Genomic DNA, 22,319 nt, shown 5'->3' on the forward strand with positions numbered 1-22,319 from the left:
CACCCGGCAAGCCCTGTCATGCGTGCGGAAAAAATGGATGCCGAGTTCGATCAGCTTATCCTCAGCAACGCCCCTGGCGGCGTTGTCATCACGAACGAAGAGCATGCCGTCGTGCGCTGGACAGCCGGGGCGCAGCGCATCTTCGGCTATGCCAGCGACGAAGCGCTGGGCCGCACGCTGTGGGAACTGATCTCCTTGCCGGGACAGGCAGAAGCGCCCGCCCTGATCGACGAGCAGCTGGCCTTGCACGGCAGCTACGACCGCGAATCGCTGCGGCGGCGCAAGGACGATGAGCTCATCTACGTCGACGTGGCATGCCAGGCCGCCCACGCGGCGCCGGACGGCCACCGCTACCTGATTTCCACCATGAAGGACACGACCTTGCTGAAGGCCGCGCGCGACGCCCAGTTCGTCGACGTGCGCTACCGCGTGCTGTTCGAGTCCACGCCGGACAGCGTCATCATGGTCAATGCCACGGGCGCCATCGTGCTGGCCAACCAGCAGGCGCAGCGCCTGTTCGGCTATGCGGAAGGCGAATTGAGCGGCAGGCAAATCGATAGCCTGCTGCCGCAACGCCTGCGCCATGCGCACGTGGGGCACCGCGCGCGCTATTTCGACCAGCCGCGCACGCGCACCATGGGCGCCGACCTGGAATTGCTGGGCTTGCGCAAGGACAACGTCGAATTCCCTGTGGAAATCAGCCTGTCGCCGATCCAGACGGAGATCGGCACCTTCGTCATCAGCGCCATCCGCGACGTCAGCGACCGCCGCCGGGCCGAGCAAAAGTTCCGCGGCTTGCTTGAATCGGCGCCGGACGCCATCGTCATCGTCAACGGCGATGGCGAGATCGTGCTCGTCAACTCGCAAACGGAACGCCTGTTCGGCTATTCGCGCGCGGAGTTGCTCGGGCGCAATGTGGAAGTGCTGATCCCGGCCCGCTATGCACACGATCATCCGCATCACCGCCAGTCCTTTTCCGCGGCGCCGCGCGCCCGCTCCATGGGCGCGGGCCTGGAACTGTATGGCTTGCGCCGCGATGGCACCGAATTTCCCGTCGAAATCAGCCTGTCGCCGCTGGAAACGGAGGAAGGCGTGCTGGTCTCGTCGGCTATCCGCGACATCACGGAGCGCAAGCGCATCGAGCGCACGCTGAACGAACAGAAAATCGAACTGGAACGGGCCAGCCAGGCGAAGGACCGCTTTCTTACCAGCATGTCGCATGAATTGCGCACGCCGCTGAACGCCATCCTCGGCTTCGCCCAGCTGCTGGCCAATGAAGCCCTGCCCGCGACCGTGCTGCAAAAACGCGCTTTCGTGCAAAACATCGTCACCTCGGGCCGCCATCTGCTCACCCTGATCAATGAAATCCTCGACCTGGCGAAGATCGAATCAGGCAGCCTGAGCCTGTCGATGGAAGCGGTGGCGCTGCCCGTGCTGCTCGAGGAAGTGCGCGTCATGGTGGAAGAACAGGCGCAGCAGCGCCAGATTCACCTGGTGTTTCCAGCCTGCGAGGCGCTGACGCTCAGGGCCGACCATACGCGCCTCAAGCAAGTGCTGCTGAACCTGCTGTCAAACGCCATCAAGTACAACCGTCCGGCCGGCAAGGTAGAGCTGGAAGTGTCGCAGCCCGGGGCGCAGCGCGTGCGCATCGCCATCCGCGACACGGGCAAGGGACTGGATGAGACGCAGATGGCGGAACTGTTCCAGCCATTCAACCGCCTGGGACAGGAGGCAGGCAGCGAGGAAGGCACCGGCATCGGCCTGGTCGTCACCAAGCGCCTGGTTGAGCTGATGGGCGGCAGCATGGGCGTGCACAGCTGCATCGGCGTGGGCAGCGTGTTCTGGATCGAACTCGACACCATGACCGCCCCGCCCGCCAACCGGCAGCCGGAATACCTGCCCGAACCCGCCTGCGACGTCCGGGACGATGCCGGCGGCCAGGCCCTGCTGCTGTATGTGGAAGACAATCCGGCCAGCCTGCGGCTGGTGGAAGATATCGTCAGCTTCCTGCCCCATCTGCGCATGATCTCGGCCACCGACGCCCGCCAGGGTATCGCGCTGGCGCTGGAACGCCGCCCCGACGTGATCCTGATGGATATCAACTTGCCCGGCATGAATGGCAACCAGGCGCAGCGCATCCTGCGCAACGATACGCGCACGGCGCACATCCCCGTCATCGCCTTGACGGCCAACGCCATGAAGGGCGATATCCGGCATGGCCTGGCCGCGGGTTTTTTTCGCTACCTGACCAAGCCCGTCGAGATCACCCTGCTTAACGCGGCCATCGAGGAAGCGCTGCAGCTGGCGCGCGCCGTCCTGCCGTTCAAGCCGGAGGAGTAAAGGCCAGCTTTTTCATCGCCGCATCGATGCCCTTCGCGCTGCGCGCGTAGCCGTCCCATGGCGCGTTGCCCACGTCGAGACGGCTGTGGACATTGCCCACGTTCCACTGATCGCCCGCCTTCAGTTTGTCGAGCTCGTCCCAGGCCAGCGGCACGGAAATGCCCAGCCCCGACCGCGTGCGGGCAGACCACGCGCATACGGTGGTGGCGCCCCGGCCATTGCGCAAATAATCGATGAAAATCTTGCCGACGCGGTTGGCGGGGCCGCTTTTCAGGACGAAGCGCTGCGGAATGAGCTGCGCCATGTGCGCCACGATGGCTTGCGAAAACGCTTTGACCGTATCCCAATCGTGTTTCGGGCGGATCGGCACGACCACATGCAAGCCCTTGCCGCCGCTGGTTTTCAGCCAGGCGGGCAGTCCCAGCTCCGTCAGGAAGGCACGCAGCAATACGGCCGCCTCGCGGATGGCGGGCCAGGCCACGCCCTTGCCCGGGTCCAGGTCGAACACCAGGCGGTTCGGCGTGTCATAGGCGCTGGCCAGGGCGTTTTGCGTGTGAAATTCCACCACATTCCACTGCGCCGCAGACAATAAGCCCTGTGCGCTGGCCACTTCCAGCATGCAGGCATGCTCCGGGTCGAGGCCGGGATCGAGCTGTTTGACGCCGGGCATGCTGGACGTGTCCGCATGCTTCTGGAAAAACAGCTCGCCGCCCACGCCGGCCGGCGCGCGTACCAGCGACACGGGCCGCCCGCGCAAGTGCACGAGCATCAGCTTGCCCACCAGCGCGTAGTAGCGCACCAGGTCGATCTTCGTCGCGCCACTGTCCCGGTCGATCACCCGGTCCGCATGGCTGACCTTGAAACTGGCCGGCAAGGCGCCGTCCGGCGTGAATTTGCTCTGCATCGTCTTCTCCCTGTCGATTCGCTGCGCCCGCTCGCGCACGATGGCGGCTGGCCGTTTATCCTCGCGCAAGCCGTGAAACACGGCATGGCGCACGGCGCCACCGCTGGTCCATTGCGCAAAGCTCACTTCGGCCACCAGTTGCGGCTTGACCCAGATGGGCTGGCGCACGCCGCCCGCCTTGCCTGCGAACGGACTCGTCCCGGCTGCCAGGGCGTCAAGCCGGCGCCGCAATTCGCGCAGGCTGGCATCGTCGAAGCCGCTACCCACATTGCCCGCATAGAGCAGCCTGCCCTGGTCATCATGCACGCCCAGCAACAAAGAACCGATGCCTTCGCGCGCGCCCTGCGGCGCCGTATAGCCGCCGATGACGAATTCCTGGCGCAGCCCGCATTTGAGCTTGATCCAGTCGCCCGAGCGCCGCGAGACGTAGGGCGAACCGCGCCGCTTGCCGATCACGCCTTCCAGCCCCAGCCGGCAGGCGTGGGCCAGTATCTGCTGCGGCGTCGCCTCTAGCGCGGCGCTGAAGCGCACCAGGGGCGACGCTGGCAAGCTCTGCAGTAACTGTTCCAGCAACGCCCTGCGCGCCTCGACAGGCTGGCCCCGCAGATCGTGGCCATCGAAAAACGCCACGTCGAACAGGTGATACACGATCTCGCTGGTCGTTTCCGCATCGAACGCGCGCTGCAAGGCGCCAAAATCCGGGTGGCCGCTGGCGTCGTTGACGACTATTTCACCGTCATACCAGCCTGGCGGCAAACTCAACTGTTCCAGCGCCTGCCGCAGCTTCGGCAGTTTTTCCGTCCAGTCATTGCCATTGCGCGTGATCAAATTGATCCGTTCGCCATCGCAACGCGCAAGGATGCGGTAACCGTCGAATTTCACTTCGAAAAGCCACTGCTGCGCGTCTGGCGGCGGCGCATCGACCAGGGTAGCCAGCTGCGGCGACAGGGTGGCGGGCAAATCGGCATCCGGCGCTGCGGAGCCGTCCGCGCTCTTCTTGCGCTTGGGCATGGCCTTGTTCTTGACGCTGTCGGGAAACTCGTCCACGACGGAAAATTCCAGTGCCGGCCGGGCAAATGCGTCCTTTTCCTTGATCAGCAGCCAGGCAGGCTGCTTCGCGCTGCGTTTATCGCCCTTGCCTTTCATGCGCACCAGCACCCAGTTGCCATGCATCTTGTGGCCATGCAGGGTCAATTTCAGCTCGCCGGCCGCCAGCGCCTTGCGCGCATCAGGCGTGGCCGGCTGGGCTTGCCACGTCCCCTTGTCCCAGATGATGACCTTGCCCGCGCCATACTGCTTTTCGGGGATCGTGCCTTCAAAACCGGCATACGCAATCGGATGGTCTTCCACCTGCACCGCCATGCGCTTGTCGCGCGGGTCGTAGCTGGGCCCTTTCGGCACGGCCCAGCTTTTCATCGTGCCGTCCAGTTCCAGGCGAAAGTCATAGTGCAAACGACTGGCCCAGTGCTTCTGGATAACGAAGGTGAGCGCCTCGCCCGCTTCCTCGCCGCCATCCGCAGGCTCGGGCGTGGCGGCGAAATTGCGCTTGGCTTGATAGGTTTTCAAGGCGGCTTTCATGGCGGACCCATGCGGTGACGATGGCATCGAGTCTAGGCCGCTGCCGTCCCTGGCGCGGTACGCCAGCTAACAGAGTACCTGCCCCGGCAAATGTAAGTGTTTGTAATTAGCCCGAATCGCTGTCAACGCTATTGCCGTACGGCGCGTTTTTGCCTCAGTGACAGGGGAAATGCATCTCCTGAACTACAACCCCACTTCTCGAGGAACTGCACCATGAAAAAAGTAATCGCTACTCTGATCGCCGGCTTGTTCGCTACCGCAGCCTTTGCTCAAACGCCAGCCGTGCCTGCCAAGGCCGAAGCCAAGCACACCAAGGAAGTGGCAAAAGCAGAAGCCAAGGAAACCAAGGCCGTCGTGAAAGCCGATGCGAAAGAAGCCGCCGTCGCCGCCGATGCGAAAGCCGATGTGGCTAGCGCCAAGGCCGACGCCAAAGCCACCAAGGCCAAAGCCCATCACAAAGCCACCAAGGCCAAGGCAAAAGCCGCCGAAGACAAGGCTGAAGCGACCGCAGCAGCGAAGTAATCGCCATCCCGCCATGGCGGGAGGCACCATGCAAAAAGACAGCTTCGGCTGTCTTTTTGCATTTTCACTCCTTCTTCTTCAATTAACGTCGCTCAAATCACCTGATTGTAAGAAAGTGTAAACCAGGTCAACCATTACCTTCCGGGCCGCGTTTTCTGCTCAGTGACACGGGAATCATCCCGGCACACCAGACAAACCACCACCGAGGACTGCACCATGAAAAAAGCAATTGTTACCCTGATCGCCGGCCTGTTCGCTACCGCAGCCTTCGCCCAAACCCCTGCCGCTCCCGCAGCATCGGTTCCCGCCAAGGCGGAAGCGGCCCACACGAAAGCCGTGGCCAAGGCTGAAGCCAAGGAAACCAAGGCCGTCGTGAAAGCCGATGCCAAGGAAGCGGTCGTCGCCGCCGATGCGAAAGCCGATGTGGCCAGCGCCAAGGCCGACGCAAAAGCCACCAAGGCCAAGGCCCATCACAAGGCCAGCAAAGCCAAAGTGAAAGCGGATGCGGCCAAAGCAGACGCAGCAGTTGCTGCCACGCCGGCAAAATAAGCGCGATGGTGTAGTCACGCAAGCGCGTCCGCCAGGTCTGCGCCAGCGTTGCCACTTCGAAATCCAGGGACAGCTTCGGCTGTCCTTTTTTTGTCCATATTTTTTGCTGCGCATGTTATTGACACAATTCTTGCGCGGCAGCAAAACTTCATCGCCTGGCCAAGTTCGGCATCATGCACATTCAGGCTATCCTTCATCAGAACTGTTATTCCAAACTCCGCTTATTCGCTGCCCCACCCCGCTGAGGCGGCACGCGAATGCGTGCATCCGCGACGCCGTACCAACTTGAAAGCTGCCGATGAACCTACGCTGCGCCGTATCCCGATTCTCATCCCATCCAAGAGTCGAAAAAGGGCAGCGAGCATCTCCGCCGGGGCCAAATGGATTGGCTGGGGAACCACCACACGTCGCCCACTGGCTACTGCGGATTACAGCGCTGCTGGCCGCCGCCATGCTGGGTTTGAGTCTGATTTTGTGGGTAGCGGCCAACTGGGATCTTTTTGGCCGCGCCAGCCATTTCCTGCTGTTACAAACCCTGTTTGCAGGCAGCGGTCTAATCGGCTTTCGTTCGACGACAGCCAGGACACCCATGCTCTTGACGGCCATGCTGTTCATGGGCGCCCTATTCGGGTATTTCAGCCAGACCTACCAGACGAGTAGCGATCCCTGGCAATTATTCGCCGCCTGGGCCATCGCTGCCATGCCCTTGTGTCTGGCGACGCGCAGCGATGTGCTGTGGATACCCTGGATACTGGTCAGCTTCAGCGCCTCCACCTTATGGCTGTCCGACATGGCAACCTATCGCTGGGACATCGATGCAATGTACATGGGTCACTATGCGGCCAGCTTACTAATCTCGGTAACGCTATGCGGAGCGATGACACCCTTCATGGCACGCTGGACGGGCGCGGGCGCCTGGCCACTACGCATGGCCATCGCGTTGACCACGCTGATGGCAGGCACCATCGCCCTGGGCTTGCTGCTCGATTCGAAACCGACATACGGTCTGCCGCTGCTGCTCGTGCTGACAGCAATACTCGTCCTGCTCCTGCCACGCTTTCATGATGTGATCTGCCACAGCATCATCGCCCTGGGTGCCAATACCATCCTGACGACATGGTTGGCCGTTCTTTTATCCGATGGTGATCTGCCAGCAGTACTGATCTTTGTGGGGCTCACTGCGGCCGGCATGCTGGCAACGACGGGCTACTGGCTGCTATGGCGGCATCAACTGCATCACACCGAGGTAAGTGCATGAACGCCCGCCTCGACGTGCACCAGGCGACTCCAGGCATGGCACGTTCAGCTTCAACAGGCATGCCATGGCCGCTGCAGATGCTCATCGCTATCGGCGCCTGGCTGGCGGCAATCCCCCTGACATTCGCGTTCGCCTTGTATGCGCAAGATCGACTGATCGAAGGGCAGGCCGGCTATATCGCCGGCACCCTGCTCCTTGCTTGTACCGTGCTGGGGGTTCGCAGCCTTAAACGCTACTTCTTCATCCAGCAATTCGCAGCGCCAGCGATCATTGCTGGCCTGCTACTGCTGGGATTTTCCTTATTCCGCGACCTGAACACGAACGTGGCCGCTGCCCTTTTGGCGCTGTTCGTGCTTGCCATGGCCATCCTGCTACCGATCGCGTGGCTGCGCACCCTGCTTGCCGCACCAACCTGCGCCCTGCTGGTGCTCGCACAGTTACCGCATGGCGTGGACTGGCTGCATGAGCACAGTCTTACCTCGGACATGTTGTTCGAAGCCGGCCTCACGGTACTGGCAATCTGGCTGTTTCTAACGTATGTACAGTACGCCGTGTTTAACAAACCAGACGACCAGGGAAGCGCGGACGCGCTCGCGGCCATATCGTCGGGCTGGGCACTGTGCATGCTGGCTGGCTTCTGCCTGTGGTCAGGAATGGCCTTCCTGATAAGTGCCATCATGGATAATACGGGCTGGATAGGCGTGCTCGCACAAGACCTGTTCAAGGCTCGTGACAATGGCCTCCCGGGTAACTACTGGGGCAGAGAGTCAAGCCTCCTGGCCCTCGTAGCTGCCGCGTTGCTGCTGTGCGCCTGGCCAGGCTTGCGCCGAACTCTGAGCGCCATCCTGGCACTGGTGCTGGCCATCCTGGCCTGGTACTTGCCGGCATTGGGACCGGTCTTGCTGATACTCGCCGTCAGCCTGGCTACCGGAAGGCGCTCGCTGTCCATGGTAGCCGGGCTTGCCGCTGCCTGGATCCTTGGCAGCGTTTATTACAACCCGAACTGGCTGCTGATGGAAAAAGCCGCAATGCTGGCCGCCATCGGCGTCTTGCTGGGCGCATGCGCGTTGCTGGCGGCGCGCAGCATGGCAAAGACAGTAATTGGAAGCCAAACGCTTGCCACACACCCGGCACGGTCCGGCATGGCTGTTGCCGCAACGTTGCTCTCTGTGCTGATTATCGGCAATGCAGCCATCTGGAACCGCGAGCAGCTGATCAAAAATGGACAGCCAGTCTTCTTTGAATTGAGGATCCTCGATCCACGCTCGTTGATGCAAGGCGATTACATGAGCTTGAATTTTTTCAACGACACATCCAGTGACATTAACTACGCCTATCAGACACCCCTTAGAATAGTCGCCACACGCGATGCCCGCAACATCGGCACGATGCTGCGCTTGCACCAGGACGAGACTTTGGCATCCAATGAATTTCTGATCGAAATACATCGCAAAAATTCACGCTTGGTCATGGCCAGCAACGCATGGTTTTTCAAGGAGGGCAACGGCGAACGCTGGTGGCAAGCCCGTTACGGTGAATTCCGCGTCATGCCTAACGGAAAAATCATTCTCGTGAATTTGCGCGGCAAGGATTTGCAGGCGCTGTGAGGAAACACCAGCGTGCCCGTTGTATGCAAACTTCATCAAACAGGCAGGGGAAAATGCCACAAGACCGCGTAATTGGGCGACACTGGCAATCCGCCCATCGCCACGAAAGCTGTCCATGCGCCACCTGTCCTTTTCACTATTGAGTGCCCTCTTCCTGTCCGGCCCTGTCCTGGCGCAGGACAGGACACCCGCCACCCTGGCGCAAGTCCTGCAAGCCCAGGACCGCGACAGCCATGGCGATTTGCGCGCCGTCGTCGTGCTGCGCGATGGCGCCGTCGTGGCCGAACGCTATTACAACGGCGAGACGGCCGATACCCTGCACGACATCCGCTCGGCCGGCAAGAGCATCACCGCCCTGCTGGTGGGCGCGGCCGTGGCGCGCGGCCAGCTGGCGACAACAAAAACGGTGGGAGACTACTGGCCCGAAGTCGCTGGCAGCCGGGCGGGCAAGGTCGCCCTCGACGATTTGCTGACCATGCGTTCGGGCCTGGCCGCCTTCGATGACGACGAACAGTCGCCTGGCAATGAAGACAAGCTCGATGCGTCGCCCGACCCGGCCGCCTTCGTGCGTGCGATACCGGCTGCCACGGCGCCGGGCAGCATGTATCGCTACAATTCGCTGGGGTCATATGTCGCGGGCAGAGTGGTGGAAAACGCCAGCGGCGCCGACCTGGAAGACTACGCCGCCAAGGTGCTGTTCGCGCCACTGGGCATCACCCGCTGGAGCTGGGGCCGCGACGTGGCACGCCACCCGAAAGGCCAGGGCAATCTGTCGCTGCGCGCGCGCGACACGGCAAGGATCGGCCAGATGGTGCTCGACGAAGGCGTATTTGACGGCAAGAGGGTAATCGATGCCGCCTGGCTGCAAGCGGCGCTGGCGCCGCGCGTGGCCATCGGCGCCGTGGACCGCTACGCCGACAGCTACGGCTATTTCTGGTACGCGAAGACGCAGGACGTCGGAGGACAGAAGATTGCCGTGCATTTCGCCTCGGGCAATGGCGGCAACAAGATCTATGTGATACCCGCCCGTCGCATGGTGGTCAGCATCGCATCGAGCGCGTATGGCAAGGGGTATGGACAGCGCCGTTCGGAAGACATCCTGAAGGCCATCCTGAAAGCGGATGCAACGCAGATGTAAGCGTTTGTAATGACCGTCAACGCAAGCGTCCGGGGGCGCGTTTTATGCTCAGTGACACGGGAATCATCCCGACACCAACAGACATACCAGACAAACCACCACTGAGGACTGCACCATGAAAAAAGTAATCGCTACCCTGATCGCCGGCCTGTTCGCAACTGCAGCCTTCGCCCAAACCCCGGCAGCACCTGCGGCCGCTCCGGCAGCGCCCGCCAAAGTGGAAGCGGCCCACACCAAGGCCGTCGTGAAAGCGGACGCCAAGGAAGCGCAAGCCGTCGTGAAGGCGGATGCCAAGGAAGCGAAAGCCGTTGTCGCCGCAAAAACGGACGTCGCCAGCGCCAAAGCGGAAGCGGCCACCACCAAAGCCAAGGCACACCACAAAGCCAAGAAAACCAAGGCCAAGGCTGACGAAAAGCTGGCATCGGCTACCGCCGAAGCGGCGCCAGCCAAGTAATTCCGACACACTTTACTGACCACGCTTACCAAGGATCTTAAAATGAAAAAAGTTATCGCCACCCTGATCGCCAGCCTGTTCGCCACCGCCGCTTTCGCCCAGACGCCAGCCGTCGCGCCAGTCGCTCCAGTGGCACCGATTCCTGTCGTCGCCCCTGTCGTCAAGGCCGAAGCGCCGGCAGCCGCCGCCAAACCAGCGGCGCACAAGAAAGCCAAGCATCACAAGGCAAAGAAAGCCGCGCCAGCCGACAAGGCAGCGCCTGCGGAACCAGCAGTACCGGCAACGCCAGCAGCGCCAGCCAAGTAATCGCGGCTGCGCCATCAAAAAAGACAGGGGTTTCCCTGTCTTTTTTTTCGTCCGCTTTTTCGTGTATTTATTTCGGCATCAGCACCGTGTCGATCACATTGATCACGCCATTCGACTGGTACACGTCATAGGTGCTGATATTGGCGCTGTTGCCGCCCTCGTCCATCACCACGATGTTGTGCATGCCGTTCTTGGCGAACATCAGCTTGCCGCCGCTGGCCGTGGGCAAGGTGGCTTTACCGTCGTGCATCTTGATTTCCTTCGCCAGCGCCTTGAAGTCGTATTTGCCGGGCACCACGTGGTAGGTAAGGATCTTCGTCAGGGTCGCCTTGTTTTCCGGCTTCACCAGGGTCTCGACGGTGCCTGCGGGCAGCTTGCCGAAGGCCGCATTCGTCGGCGCGAACACGGTAAATGGACCCTTGCCTTTCAGCGTGTCGACCAGGCCGGCCGCCTTGACGGCAGCGACCAGGGTCGTGTGGTCGGCCGAATTGACGGCGTTATCGACGATGTCCTTGGACGGATACATGCTCTGGCCACCCACCATGGTCGTCATGTCGGCGGCAAACGGGGCGCTGGCGGCCAGCATGGATGCGAGGGAAGTGACAAGTAGTGCTGCGGGAACGAAGGTGCGCATGATGGTATCTCCTGGATGACTGCGTTTGCGTGATTGCAGGAGTACTTACGGCGCCGTTCCGCAAACGGATTCAACTCGCTGAAAACAGAAAAACGGCGCCGTGCAGTGCACGACGCCGTTCCTGGCAGGCTCCCGCGTCGCGGGCCGGATTGATCCAGCCCGCGGTGCCGGGAAACTAGTTGGCCGCGACCTGCGGCTCCGTTTCGCCCCAGCCGCCGCCCAGGGCGCGGATCAGCGCCACCGTGGTGACGGCGCGGTTGCCGCGCAGCTGCACGGCATTGCGCTCGATGGTGGCAAGGTTGCGCTGCGCGTCCAGCAGATCGAGGTAGCTGGAACGGCCCGCGTCGTACAGCTTTTGCGCCAGGTCGGCCGAGCGGCGTGCCGAAACGACGGCTTCGTCGATCTGCTGCGTCTGGCCCGACAGGATGCGCAGGCCGGCCAGGTTGTCTTCCACCTCGGCGAACGCCACCAGCACGCTCTGGCGATACGTCGCCACCGACTCTTCCAGCTGCGCTTCGCTGCGGCTCACGGCTGCCTTGTTGCGGCCACCGTCGATGATCGGCATCGACATCAGGGCGCCCAGCAGCCAGGAGCGGCTGCTCCACTTGAAGATGTCCGAGAAGGTATCGGACGCGCCGCCGCCGGAGGCGTTCAGGGTCAAGGCGGGGAACATGGCCGATTTCGCCACGCCGATGCGCGCATTCGACGCTTCCATGGTGCGCTGCGCCGACGCGATGTCGGGACGGCGCTCCAGCAGGGACGACGGCATGCCGGCCGGGATCACGGGCAGGAAGCCGCTGTCCTGCAGCGGGTTGACGGTCGCCGTGAAACTGGCGGCAGGTTTACCCAGCAGGACGGCCAGCGCATGTTCGCTGGTGGCGCGCTGGCGCTGCAGGCCGATGGCTTCGGCGCGCGTCGTCGACAGCTCCGTGCGGGCACGGGACAGGTCGAATTCGCCGATGTCGCCCAGGTCGTAGCGGCGCTGGTTCACATGCACGCTTTCCTCGCGCAGGCGCACCGTCTGTTCCAGGGTCGCCAGTTCGGCATCCGTGGCGCGCAGCTGGAAATAGGTCTGCGCCACGTCGGCCTGCAAGGACAGCAGCACAGAACGGTATGTCGCTTCCACGGCCAGCGCATCGCTGCGCGAGGCGCTGACGTTCGAGGCGACCCTGCCGAACAGATCGACTTCGTAGCTGGCCGTCAGATTCGCCTGGTAGACATTCGTGGCAGCCACCGGCGCGCCGTTCGGCAAGCCGAGCGACACGGCGGAAGCGCGGTTGCGCTGGCCGCCCACGTTCACGCCCACTTGCGGGATGCGGTCCGCTTCGGCGATGCCGGCAATCGCCCTCGCCTGCTTGACGCGGGCGGCGGCGACGGCCAGGTTGGCATTGGCCTGCGTGGCTTCGTTGATCAGGCTTGTGAGGGCCGGATCATTGAAGGCCAGCCACCACTCGCCGCGCGCCTGGCGCTCGGCTGGCACGCCCTGCTTCCAGCGCGTGCCGTCCGCCGCCGTCTGCACGGCAGGCGTTTGCGCTTCCTTGAACGCCGTCGGCGTCTCGATCTGCGGCTGCTTGAACTCCGGCGCCGCGCAGGCCGCCAGCAACACGGCTGCTGCCATGGCGGTCAGCACGGGCTTGACGCGCCAGATGATTTCCTTGGTTTTCAATATATATCTCCTTCCAGGTTCAATGCTGGCGCGGCGGCAGGCTTGGCGGCAGCATCGGCTGGTTTTTTCTCAAAACGCTGCGCCAGGGTGCGCAGCAGTACATAGAACACGGGCGTCAGGAACAGGCCGAAGAAGGTCACGCCCAGCATGCCGGCGAACACCGCCACGCCCATGGCATGGCGCATTTCCGAACCGGCGCCGTGCGAGAACACCAGGGGCACCACGCCCATGATGAAGGCGATCGACGTCATCAGGATCGGACGCAGACGCAGGCGGCACGCTTCCAGCGCCGCTTGCACGACGGTGCGGCCATGCTCTTCCAGTTCGCGGGCAAATTCCACGATCAGAATCGCATTCTTCGACGCCAGCCCCACCAGCACGAACAGCGCGATCTGGGTGAACACATTGTTGTCGCCGCCGGTCAGTTTGACGCCCAGCAAGGCACACAGGATCGACATTGGCACGATCAGAATCACGGCCAGCGGCAAGGTCCAGCTTTCGTACTGGGCGGCCAGCACCAGGAATACCAGCAGCACGCACAGCGGGAAGACATAGATCATCGTATTGCCGGACAAGATGTCCTGGTAGGTCAGCTCCGTCCATTCATACGCGATCCCCTGCGGCAGCACTTCCTTGGCGATGCGTTCCAGCGCGGCTTGCGCCTGGCCGCTCGATACGCCAGGGGCTGCGCCGCCATTGAAGTCGGCTGCGGCATACGCGTTGTAGCGCTGCACGCGGTCCGGACCATAGCTGTCCTTCACGCGCATCAACGACGACAGCGGGATCATTTCGCCCTTGTCATTGCGTACCTTCAGCTGCGCGATATCCTGCGCATGCGAACGGAACGCCGCATCGGCCTGCACGCGCACCTGGTAGGTGCGGCCAAACTGGTTGAAGTCGTTTACGTACAGCGAACCGAGGTTGATCTGCAAGGTCTGGTAAATCGTTTGCAGCTGCACGCCCATCTGCTTGGCTTTCACGCGGTCGACGTCGGCGAACAGCTGCGGCACGTTGATCTGGTAGCCCGAGAACACGCCCGCCAGTTCCGGCGTCTGGTACGCCTTGGCGGCCAATGCCTGGGTGGCGTTGTACAGCGCGTCGTAACCGAGGTTGCCGCGGTCTTCGATCATCATCTTGAAGCCGCCGATGGTACCAAGGCCGTTGACCGGCGGTGGCGGGAAGACCATGATGAAAGCGTCCTGGATGCCGCCCAGGCGCTTGTTGATCTCGGCCGCGATGGCGCCGCCCGACAATTCCTTGCTGCTGCGTTCGTCGAACGGTTTCAGGGTGGCGAAGACGATACCGGCGTTCGGCGCATTGGTGAAGTCGTTGATCGACAGGCCGGGGAAGGCAATGGTCGATTCGACGCCAGGTACCGACTTGATGACGTCGGACATGCGGCGCACGACATCTTCCGTGCGGTCCAGCGAAGCGGCGTCAGGCAATTGTGCAAAGCCCACCAGGTATTGCTTGTCCTGCGCTGGCACGAAGCCTGCCGGCACGGACTTGAAGGTGAAGATGGCGGCAACGACCAGCAGCGCATACACGCCCAGCGACGCGCTCTTGCGGCCCAACACGCCTTTCACGCCCGCCTCATAGCGGTGCGAAGCGCGGCCGAAGAAGCGGTTGAACCAGGCGAAGAAACGGCCGAAGACCATGTCCATGCCGCGCGTCAGCGCGTCTTTCGGCGCATCGTGCGGTTTCAGCAGCGCGGCAGACAGGGCTGGCGCCAGGGTCAGCGAGCTGAAAGCGGAGATCACGGTCGAAATGGCGATGGTCAGCGCGAACTGGCGATAGAACTCACCCGACAGGCCAGGCACGAAGGCGATCGGCACGAACACGGCGCACAGCACCAGGGCGATGGCGACGATAGGACCGCTAACCTCTTTCATGGCCTGGATGGTGGCGTCGCGCGGCGACAAGCCTTCCTCGATGTTGCGCTCGACGTTTTCCACCACCACGATGGCATCATCGACGACGATACCGATGGCCAGCACGAGGCCGAACAGCGACAGCGTGTTGATCGAGAAGCCAAAGCCCAGCATCACGGCAAAGGTGCCGACGATGGAGACGGGTACGGCCAGCAGCGGAATGATCGATGCGCGCCAGGTTTGCAGGAAGATGATCACCACCAGCACCACCAGGGCGATGGCTTCCAACAGGGTATGGATCACGGCTTCGATGGACGAGCGCACGAACTGCGTCGGGTCGTACTCGATACGGTATTCCACGCCTTGCGGGAAGTCTTTTTTCAGTTCGTCCATCTTGGCCCGCACGTCGGAAGACAGTTGCAGCGCGTTGGCATTCGGCGCTTCGAAAATACCCATGCCGACGGCCGGATTATTGTTCAGCAGCGAACGCAGCGAGTAGCTGTTGGCGCCCATTTCCACGCGCGCCACGTCCTTCAGGTGCGTCACGGCGCCGTCGGCATTGGTGCGCACGATGATGGCGCCGAATTCCTCGGGCGTCTGCAGACGGCCCTGGGTATTGACGGTCAGCTGGAAGTCCGAGTTCTTCGCCGGCGAAGCGCCGATGACACCTGCAGCCACCTGCACGTTCTGCTCGCGGATCGCGTCGACGACATCGTTCGCCGTCATGCCGCGCGCCGCTACCTTTTGCGGGTCGAGCCAGATGCGCATGGCGTAGTCGCCGGCGCCGAAGATCTGGATGTCGCCCATGCCGGGCAAGCGGGCCAGCTGGTCCTTGACGTTCAGCACCGCGTAGTTACGCAGATACATGTCGTCATAGCGCTTGTTCGGCGAAACCAGGTGCACCACCATGGTCAGATTGGGCGACGATTTGACGGTCGTCACGCCGATCTGGCGCACTTCCTCGGGCAGGCGCGGCAAGGCGCGCTGCACGCGGTTCTGCACCTGCGTCTCGGCCTGCTCGACGTTGGTGCCGATCTTGAAGGTCACGGTCAGCATCATCGCGCCATCGGACGTGTTTTGCGAGGACATGTAGAGCATGTTCTCGACGCCGTTGATCTGCTCTTCGAGCGGCGCGGCCACGGTTTCGGCGATCACTTTCGGGTTGGCGCCCGGGTATTGCGCGCGCACCACCACGGATGGCGGCACGACGTCGGGATATTCGGAGATGGGCAGGCCGAAAATCGACAGCAGCCCGGCCACGAATATGACGATCGACAGCACCGCCGCGAAAATCGGCTTGTCGATGAAAAAGCGGGAAAAATTCATGTTTATTCCTTGGAGGTCGATGCTGCTTTCGCGGCGATCTTGGCGTCTTTTACTTCAGGTTTTGCAGGAGCGACAGGCGCGGTCGGATCGAAATCCATCGCCACCATCTGCGGCGTCACCGGGGCGCCGGGGCGCACGCGCTGCAAGCCGTTGACGACGATCTTTTCGCCCGCCTTCAAGCCTTCGCGCACCACGCGCAAGCCGTCCGAGGCCGGGCCCAGCTTGACGGCGCGGTATTCGGCCTTGTTGTCGGCGCCCACCACGTACACGTATTTGCGGCTCTGGTCCGTGCCGACGGCGCGGTCGGAGATCAACAGCGCCGTGCTTTGCGCCTGCGGGCCGTTGCCGCCGTCGAGCTGGATGCGCGCGAACAGGCCCGGCACCAGCTGGCGCTCGGCGTTGGCGAAGGTGGCGCGCATGCGCACGCTGCCCGTGGCCGGATCGAGCTGGTTGTCGACGAATTCCAGCTTGCCTTCGTGCGGGAAGCCCGTCTCGTTGGCCAGGCCCACCTTGACGGTGACGGGCGTGCCTTTTTGCGCCGTGCCGGCCACGCGCAGATACGTATCTTCATCGCCGTCGAAGCTGGCGTAGATGCGGTCCGTCGACACCACGGAAGTGAGGATGGCGGAAGCGTCGATCAGGTTGCCGACGGTGATTTCCGCCTTGCTGACGCGGCCGCTGATCGGCGCCTGCACCTGCGTGTACGACAGGTTCAGCCTGGCCGCTTCATACGCGGCTTGCGCCGAGCGGGCGTTCGCGTCCAGCTCTTTCAGGCCCGACGCCTTTTCGTCGAATTCGCGCTGGGCGATAGCTTTTTCGGCCAGCAGCTTTTCAGCGCGCGACAGTTCCAGCTTGGCCAGTTCCGCCTTGGCGCGGGCCGAAGCGGCCGTGCCTTCGGCGCGCGAGACTTCAGCCTGGAATGGGCGCGGATCGATGACGAACAGTACGTCGCCCTTTTTCACTTCGCTGCCCGGCTTGAAATTGACGGCCGTGATGAAGCCGCCGACTCGCGAGCGGATTTCCACGCGCTCGATCGCTTCCAGGCGGCCCGAGAATTCCTGTGTTTCCGTGATCTGTTTTTCAACGACGGCGGCGGCCGAGATGGGCGGGCCGCCGGCCGCTGGCGCGTCGGGCACCTTGCTATTGGCCGAATCGCAGCCAGCCAGGCTCACGGCCACCAGTCCTGCCAGCGCGAGCGAGGCAGCCAGGGGCTTGAGCAGAGTGGAAAATTGTTGAACGTTTTTCATTTTATTTCCCTGTTTTATGAAAATTTCTAATGGTATGGGCGGCAGGAAGCAACCCAACTGAAAAAGTGAATGGTGGTGCCATGGCGCCCGACGGCGCTCGATCAAAGGTAAACAGGCCGCCAGCTGCTTAAAAGCGGACGGGGACGACGAAGCTGGCTGTGCGAACGCACAACTCAGGCATGAAGGGAACTACACTGCGTAGTGTAGCAACCAAAACTCAAAAAGTAAACTGATTAGTGTAAGTTTTTTTGCGGTGCCGCGGATGGCGGCTTCATGACTCGGGCTCCTGCCCCAGTCCGGCGACGAAACTGCTAATTTCGCTCAATACCTGCACCTTGCAGGCGCACTCATTGCGGGCGGTGGCGTCCTGCAGCGGCGCGGCGGCCATGCGCCGCACGGTGGTCTTGATGCCGCAGGCGATCAGTTTGCTGCCGTATTGTTCAGCCTCGTCGCGCAATGGGTCGTCTTCGCTGGACAGGATGAGCGCCGGCGGCAGGTTCTTCAGGCGGCTCGACTGCAACGGCGACGCATACGGATGGGTACGGTCAGCGGCATTCGGCAAGTAGCCGCGGTAGGCGGCGGCGCATTGATCGGCCACTTCCGCCAGGTCAGGACAGGTCGGCAAGTTGCGCATCGAGCAGGTCGACAGGCCGGGGTCGAGCATGGGCATGATCAGCACCTGGCCCGCGAGGGGCGGTCCGCCCCGGTCGCGCGACATCATGGCGCATACGGCAGCCAGGTTGGCGCCCGCTTCGATGCCCGACACCACCATCTGCTTGCCCGTCCAGCCCAGCTTGGACTTGTTCTTTTTTGCCCACAGCAGCACGGCATGCGCGTCTTCCACGGCGGCGGGAAATGGCCGCACACGGGCCAGGGTGTAGTTCGCGGCCAGCACCACGTGGTCGGGGTTGCTCAGCACGAGGCAGCGCAGGAAGTCGTCCGCATCGTCCAGGTCGCCGTCGACAAAGCCGCCGCCATGGAAGAAAACCATCAGGTTCGGCTGCCTGGCGCCCGGCACGCCGGCCGTGTAGACGCGCGCGCCGAGCGCATCCTGCGCGCCCTGCACCTGGATATCGCGTATCTTCAGCGCCTGGCCAGGCGCCAGTTCGGCCGCGGTGTCGGCAAAGCTCATTGCGCCACCACCGGCTGCACCGCAACATCGAGCACCGTGTCGTTCAGGCACAACAGGGCAACGCCGCCCACTTCATGGGTCAGGGCGCTATAACCGCTGGCTTCGCTTTGCGCCGCCATCGAATATGCATCCGTCGATACCATCGCGGCCAGAGCGAGCGAGCTCATAGCGAGAGCAAGCACTGCAAAGATTCCATTCCGATGACCCATAATTTTTCTCCTGTGAACTTCCTGCGGCAATCATCTTATGCTGCAGTACAACAACTATAGACTTGATCTACAATCTGATAAAGAGTGCAATGACGAATTGATTGTTCAGGATTCTGAATAATCACGCATAAAGTGATAGGAATTCAAGTGAACAAGCTGCAAGCCATGGAAGTTTTCATCCAAGTCGTCGATGCGGGCGGCTTTACGCGCGCGGCGGAAAACATGCAGCTGCCGAAAGCCACCGTGTCGACCCTGATCCAGTCGCTGGAAGCAAGCCTGTCGGTTAAGTTGCTCAACCGCACTACGCGCCATGTCAGCATCACGTCCGACGGCGCCGCCTATTACGAACGCTGCGTGCGCATCCTGTCGGACGTGCGCGAGGCCGAGGAATCGCTGTCGCGCACGCGCCTGAGTCCCAGCGGACGCCTGCGCGTGGATGCGCCCACGGCCCTGGCCAGCGAACTGATCATTCCCGCCCTGCCCGACTTCTTTGCCCGCTACCCGGACATCTCGCTGGAGCTGGGCTGCAGCGACCGTCCTGTCGACCTGATCGAGGAAGGCGTCGATTGCGCCGTGCGCGGCGGCGAATTGGGCGACCTGAACCTGATCGCGCGCCGGGTCGGCGTGCTGCACTTCATGACCTGCGCCTCTCCCGGCTACCTGGCGCAGCACGGCACGCCGCTGCATCCTGACGACCTGCCCCGCCACCGGGGCGTAAATTTTTTCTCCGCCAAGACGGGCAAAACGTTTGATTGGGATTTCACGCGCGCCGGCGAACGCATCCAGATCGCCATGCCCAGCCATATCGCCCTGAACGATTCGAACGCCTATACGGCCGCCGGCCTGGCGGGCCTGGGCATCGTGCAAATGACGCATTTCATGCTTGCGCCGCTGATAGAACAGGGCAAAATGGTGGAATTGCTCGGCGAATGGGAATCCGACCCGTTGCCCATCCACGTGATCTATCCGCCCAACCGCCATCTGTCCGCCAAGGTGCGCGTGTTTGTCGAATGGGTCGCCGACATGTTTACCAACCACCCGGCCACGCAGCTCAAGGGCAAGAGCAGTCCTGCGAGCGCGCGCGCCAACCTGACCGAGGTCCAGCCATGACAACAGCAAGCACATCGCCGCAGCCGCACCGCATCGTCTTTCTCGACCGCGACAGCCTGATCGCCACCGTGCGCCCGCCCGCCTTTGCGCACGGCTGGGAAGAGTATCCGCACACCAAGGGCAGCGAACAGACGGTGTCTCGCCTGCAAGGCGCCAGCATCGCCATCACGAACAAGGTGCCGCTGCGCGCGGCCGAGCTGGCGCAGCTGCCGGACCTGAAGATGATCGCCGTGGCCGCCACCGGCACGGACATCCTCGACCTGGCCGCCTGCCGCGAGCGGGGCATCGTCGTGGCGAATATCCGCGACTATGCGCGCGCAACCGTGCCCGAGCATACCCTGGCCCTGATGCTGGCCCTGCGCCGCCAGTTGTTTGCCTACCGCGCCGATGTGGAAGCGGGCCTGTGGCAGGCATCGGACCGCTTCTGCCTGTTCGGCCACCCGATCCGCGACCTGGCCGGCAGCCGCCTGGGTTTGCTCGGTTATGGCGCGCTGGGCAAGTCCGTGGCGCAGCTGGGACGCGCCTTCGGCATGCAGGTGCAGGTACACAACCGCTCCCCTATCGATGAGGACGGCGTGACGCAAGTGACGTTCGACGAATTGCTGGCTACTTCCGACGTGCTGAGTCTGCACCTGCCGTTGACGGACAAGACGCGCAACATCATCGGTGCGGCAGAGCTGGCGCGCATGCAGCCCACATCCCTCCTGATCAACACGGCGCGGGGCGGCCTCGTCGACGAGGCGGCACTGGCCGAAGCGTTGACCCGTGGCGTGATCGCCGGCGCCGGTTTCGACGTGTTATCCAAGGAGCCGCCGCTGCCCGACAACCCGCTGCTCAATTTGCGCCTGCCCAACTTCATCCTCACGCCGCACACGGCCTGGGCCAGCGGGGAAGCCATGCAGAAGCTGGCCGACATATTGATCGGCAACGTGGAAGCGTTCGAGCGCGGCGCGCCCACGAACGTGGTGGCATGAGCGTATTGCACGAACTCGATGAGCTGCTGGGCCTGGACAGCGGCGAGTATGACCGCCTCGACCTGTTTCAGGAGGCGGCTGAGCTGATCGGGCAACTGCGGTCGGCCGACGTGCCGGCACTGCTGACCTTGTGGCCGCAGCGCAGCCTGTGCTGGCAGCAGCGCTACACGCAAGCGAGCACCAGCATCGACGCCGCCGTGCTGCGCGCCCTGCTGGCAGGTTTGCTGCAGATCAAGGAGACGCCCCACGGCGTGTTTGAACTGATGACGCGCCTGCCGCCCGTGGCCGACGCCTCTGCGCTCAGCGAAGCGCTGCTCGATTACGCCGAGCAAGCCTGGCATGCGCAGGGGCCGGCCCGGCACCGGCAAATCCAGATCAGCTGCTGGAGCTGCGGGCTGTCGGGCCGGCTGCTGAAGCGACTGGGACTGGCATCGTGGAAAGATGCGGGCTTGTAGGAACTACGGCGCGGCAGGCCGCTCAAAACTGAAACCCGGCGCATACGCGTGATAACCGTCGAAATCGCCCTTGCCGATGGCCGCGCCGCCGCTGCGCGCGATCGCATACGCCATGCTGAAGTGAAAATAGAAATTCGGCAGGATGTACAAATTCAAATATTCGTCGGCGGGCAAGGCGATATCGGCAAAGCCGGCGCGGTCGCGGCAGATGCGCCCGGGCGGCCCGTCAAAGCGCTCCACGGGAATGTCCTTGAGGTAGCGCATGGTGTGCGCGATCTGCTCCTGCAGACTGGCGGCGGCGCTGAAATCGGCCACCTCCAGCCCCGCCAGCGGGCAACAGCCGCGCAGGGAAAAGCTCACGGCCGCGCGTACTTGCTGGGCGAACGGCAGCATGTCCGGGTGCAAACGCGCCGCCAGCATGTGCGGCTCGGTGCCGGTCTTGCCGAGCATGGCGGAGAGCTGCACCAGCGAGCGGCAAAAGATGGTGGCGGGATTGATGTGCAGCGCGCCCGTCATGACACGCCCTCCTGCGCGGCGACCTTCTTCAGCACGCGGATCAGCCGGCGTTCATGGCGGCCCACGGCATCCCAGTGCCAGGCATCGGTCGGACCGAATTCCGGGTAATGCGGCTGCCATTTTTCCGCCCGCTTCTGCGAATTGGCGCCCACATGCGACGCCAGTCCCTTGCCGCTGGACAGGCGCAGGTACACGCGGATGAGGCCCCAGCCTTCGCACACGTAGCGGTAGGTGAGGCCAGCGCACTTGGCCGGGTCGAGCGCGATACGGCGCGGGGCAAACTGCCCGCCCATGTCCGGGTAATGCACGGCCAGGAGCACCTCGCTGGCGCCTTCGACCTCCAGCCTGGCCGCATACGCGCACAGCTCGGCAGGCGAGTGAAAGTGCAACGTTTCCTGTTCCGCCTCCGAATACGCCTGCGCCACGGCCGCGCCGGGCTTGGCGAAGATCGCCTCGGCCATGGCCGCGATACCTGCTCCTGACATTACCACCATGCTCCCCTCAAGTTGCCGCATAGCACTGC

At 63.0% G+C, this 22,319-nt stretch carries 20 protein-coding genes; 11 read left to right on the forward strand and 9 right to left on the reverse strand.

The window, feature by feature from the left end:
- Window positions 1–18 precede the first annotated feature (18 nt).
- Window positions 19–2,340, forward strand: a complete 2,322-nt coding sequence (locus U0004_RS19735; RefSeq protein WP_070258039.1) for a PAS domain S-box protein — start codon at window positions 19–21, stop codon at window positions 2,338–2,340.
- Here U0004_RS19735 and ligD read toward each other — a convergent pair.
- Window positions 2,324–4,822, reverse strand: coding sequence for a DNA ligase D (gene ligD / locus U0004_RS19740; RefSeq protein WP_070258037.1), 2,499 nt, complete (start codon window positions 4,820–4,822; stop codon window positions 2,324–2,326). The genes U0004_RS19735 and ligD overlap by 17 nt on opposite strands.
- 213 nt (window positions 4,823–5,035) lie before the next feature.
- Between ligD and U0004_RS19745 the strand changes: the two genes are divergently transcribed.
- The 7 genes from U0004_RS19745 to U0004_RS19775 all read left to right on the forward strand — a co-directional run bounded on the left by U0004_RS19745 (window position 5,036) and on the right by U0004_RS19775 (window position 10,656).
- Window positions 5,036–5,344, forward strand: a complete 309-nt coding sequence (locus U0004_RS19745) for a hypothetical protein (protein WP_034783132.1) — start codon at window positions 5,036–5,038, stop codon at window positions 5,342–5,344.
- A 216-nt stretch (window positions 5,345–5,560) separates the two neighbouring features.
- On the forward strand, window positions 5,561–5,893 hold the full coding sequence (locus U0004_RS19750; RefSeq protein WP_070258035.1) for a hypothetical protein: 333 nt from the start codon (window positions 5,561–5,563) through the stop codon (window positions 5,891–5,893).
- A 298-nt stretch (window positions 5,894–6,191) separates the two neighbouring features.
- Complete coding sequence (locus U0004_RS19755) at window positions 6,192–7,151, forward strand: DUF2157 domain-containing protein (protein ID WP_070258033.1); 960 nt, start codon at window positions 6,192–6,194, stop codon at window positions 7,149–7,151.
- Window positions 7,148–8,758 carry a GDYXXLXY domain-containing protein gene (locus U0004_RS19760; RefSeq protein ID WP_167468682.1) on the forward strand — a complete coding sequence of 537 codons (1,611 nt, stop codon included), beginning with the start codon at window positions 7,148–7,150 and terminating at the stop codon, window positions 8,756–8,758. Before U0004_RS19755 ends, U0004_RS19760 begins: the two co-directional genes overlap by 4 nt.
- A gap of 115 nt (window positions 8,759–8,873) precedes the next feature.
- Complete coding sequence (locus U0004_RS19765) at window positions 8,874–9,896, forward strand: serine hydrolase domain-containing protein (RefSeq protein ID WP_070258030.1); 1,023 nt, start codon at window positions 8,874–8,876, stop codon at window positions 9,894–9,896.
- 115 nt (window positions 9,897–10,011) lie between these two features.
- On the forward strand, window positions 10,012–10,350 hold the full coding sequence (locus U0004_RS19770) for a hypothetical protein (protein ID WP_070258028.1): 339 nt from the start codon (window positions 10,012–10,014) through the stop codon (window positions 10,348–10,350).
- A 42-nt stretch (window positions 10,351–10,392) separates the two neighbouring features.
- Window positions 10,393–10,656 (forward strand): hypothetical protein, encoded by a 264-nt coding sequence (locus U0004_RS19775; RefSeq protein WP_070258026.1) that lies wholly within the window; start codon window positions 10,393–10,395, stop codon window positions 10,654–10,656.
- A 67-nt stretch (window positions 10,657–10,723) separates the two neighbouring features.
- On the opposite strand, the gene U0004_RS19780 is transcribed toward U0004_RS19775, so the two are convergent.
- The 6 genes from U0004_RS19780 to U0004_RS19805 all read right to left on the reverse strand — a co-directional run bounded on the left by U0004_RS19780 (window position 10,724) and on the right by U0004_RS19805 (window position 18,699).
- The gene (locus U0004_RS19780) at window positions 10,724–11,290 is read right to left on the reverse strand and encodes a fasciclin domain-containing protein (RefSeq protein WP_070258024.1); all 567 of its coding nucleotides are present in this window, start codon (window positions 11,288–11,290) and stop codon (window positions 10,724–10,726) included.
- A gap of 175 nt (window positions 11,291–11,465) precedes the next feature.
- Window positions 11,466–12,908: an efflux transporter outer membrane subunit gene (locus U0004_RS19785; protein WP_070258148.1), complete on the reverse strand. Its 1,443-nt coding sequence runs from the start codon at window positions 12,906–12,908 to the stop codon at window positions 11,466–11,468.
- A 44-nt stretch (window positions 12,909–12,952) separates the two neighbouring features.
- Window positions 12,953–16,153: an efflux RND transporter permease subunit gene (locus U0004_RS19790; protein WP_034783119.1), complete on the reverse strand. Its 3,201-nt coding sequence runs from the start codon at window positions 16,151–16,153 to the stop codon at window positions 12,953–12,955.
- A 2-nt stretch (window positions 16,154–16,155) separates the two neighbouring features.
- Window positions 16,156–17,400, reverse strand: coding sequence for an efflux RND transporter periplasmic adaptor subunit (locus U0004_RS19795; RefSeq protein ID WP_070258022.1), 1,245 nt, complete (start codon window positions 17,398–17,400; stop codon window positions 16,156–16,158).
- 271 nt (window positions 17,401–17,671) lie between these two features.
- Window positions 17,672–18,532, reverse strand: coding sequence for an alpha/beta hydrolase (locus tag U0004_RS19800; RefSeq protein ID WP_052140188.1), 861 nt, complete (start codon window positions 18,530–18,532; stop codon window positions 17,672–17,674).
- Complete coding sequence (locus tag U0004_RS19805) at window positions 18,529–18,699, reverse strand: hypothetical protein (RefSeq protein WP_161789575.1); 171 nt, start codon at window positions 18,697–18,699, stop codon at window positions 18,529–18,531. The genes U0004_RS19800 and U0004_RS19805 overlap by 4 nt, the downstream gene beginning before the upstream one ends.
- Window positions 18,700–18,888: 189 nt before the next feature.
- On the opposite strand from U0004_RS19805, the gene U0004_RS19810 reads away from it, so the two are divergent.
- The 3 genes from U0004_RS19810 to U0004_RS19820 are packed head-to-tail and all read left to right on the forward strand — an operon-like array spanning window position 18,889 to window position 21,280.
- Complete coding sequence (locus U0004_RS19810) at window positions 18,889–19,851, forward strand: LysR family transcriptional regulator (RefSeq protein ID WP_070258020.1); 963 nt, start codon at window positions 18,889–18,891, stop codon at window positions 19,849–19,851.
- Window positions 19,848–20,825, forward strand: a complete 978-nt coding sequence (locus U0004_RS19815; RefSeq protein WP_070258019.1) for a D-2-hydroxyacid dehydrogenase — start codon at window positions 19,848–19,850, stop codon at window positions 20,823–20,825. The genes U0004_RS19810 and U0004_RS19815 overlap by 4 nt, the downstream gene beginning before the upstream one ends.
- The gene (locus tag U0004_RS19820) at window positions 20,822–21,280 is read left to right on the forward strand and encodes a hypothetical protein (RefSeq protein WP_139144226.1); all 459 of its coding nucleotides are present in this window, start codon (window positions 20,822–20,824) and stop codon (window positions 21,278–21,280) included. Before U0004_RS19815 ends, U0004_RS19820 begins: the two co-directional genes overlap by 4 nt.
- 3 nt (window positions 21,281–21,283) lie before the next feature.
- Here U0004_RS19820 and U0004_RS19825 read toward each other — a convergent pair whose 3' ends face one another.
- Window positions 21,284–21,796, reverse strand: coding sequence for a DUF1993 family protein (locus U0004_RS19825; RefSeq protein ID WP_231958064.1), 513 nt, complete (start codon window positions 21,794–21,796; stop codon window positions 21,284–21,286).
- Window positions 21,793–22,281: a hypothetical protein gene (locus tag U0004_RS19830; protein WP_139144225.1), complete on the reverse strand. Its 489-nt coding sequence runs from the start codon at window positions 22,279–22,281 to the stop codon at window positions 21,793–21,795. The genes U0004_RS19825 and U0004_RS19830 overlap by 4 nt, the downstream gene beginning before the upstream one ends.
- Window positions 22,282–22,319: the final 38 nt, after the last annotated feature.

The organism is Janthinobacterium lividum (assembly GCF_034424625.1).
GTDB lineage: Bacteria > Pseudomonadota > Gammaproteobacteria > Burkholderiales > Burkholderiaceae_D > Janthinobacterium > Janthinobacterium lividum.